The sequence below is a fragment of the Bartonella sp. MR30HLJHH genome (assembly GCF_042194195.1).
GTDB classification, from domain to species: domain Bacteria; phylum Pseudomonadota; class Alphaproteobacteria; order Rhizobiales; family Rhizobiaceae; genus Bartonella; species Bartonella grahamii.
This window is the reverse complement of record NZ_JBHIMO010000104.1, coordinates 1-636: the sequence shown is the minus strand read 5'-3', so window position 1 is coordinate 636 and position 636 is coordinate 1. Positions and strand designations below refer to the sequence as shown.

Sequence of the window (636 nt, the reverse complement as noted above, 5' to 3'; positions counted from 1 at the left end):
TCTTCCTTTTCAATAAAGCCGCCTAAGGTACCTGCTTTGATATCAGCAAAATCTTTTAATGCTTTAATACGGTAGAGAACATGTTTACCAAATACACGCGTTTCATTTGTGAGTGCAAACTTCTTTTGCATGAGCACAATTCCTTTATACAGAGATTTAAATTTTTAAATGAGATGTTAAAGGAGGGCGCCCCCGCCGTGCCCACGCGTTATTTAAGCAGCGTCTTTTAGTGACTGATTATCATCACAGATATTATTACGAATTTTTGCACGGCTATTGACAACAGCATTGCCATAAATTTGCACATGATGATCAATATTTGATTTGCCATAGACCTTGGCATTATCATAAATTCTTACAAAGCAACCAACACGAGCCGAGCCAGAAACCTTGGCATGACCATAGATACTTGAATAATCCTTAATCCAAGCATTACAAAAAACATGGGCATTATCATAAACGCGCGCCCAGACATAAATCCGTGACTTGCCATATACACGAGCATTGCCAAAAATATAGCCACAAACATAGGCACTTTCATAGACACGGGCATTGTCATAAACCTTGGCACCATTAGAAATAGTAGCATTATCACTAATTACGGCATAACCATAAACATGCCCACAGACCTTAGCG

1 pseudogene is annotated in these 636 nt (G+C 39.0%); it reads right to left on the bottom strand.

Annotation, left to right across the window (positions count from 1 at the left end):
• Positions 1–212 precede the first annotated feature (212 nt).
• Positions 213–636: pseudogene (locus ACFIKR_RS09565) on the bottom strand (hypothetical protein); the annotation flags it as partial.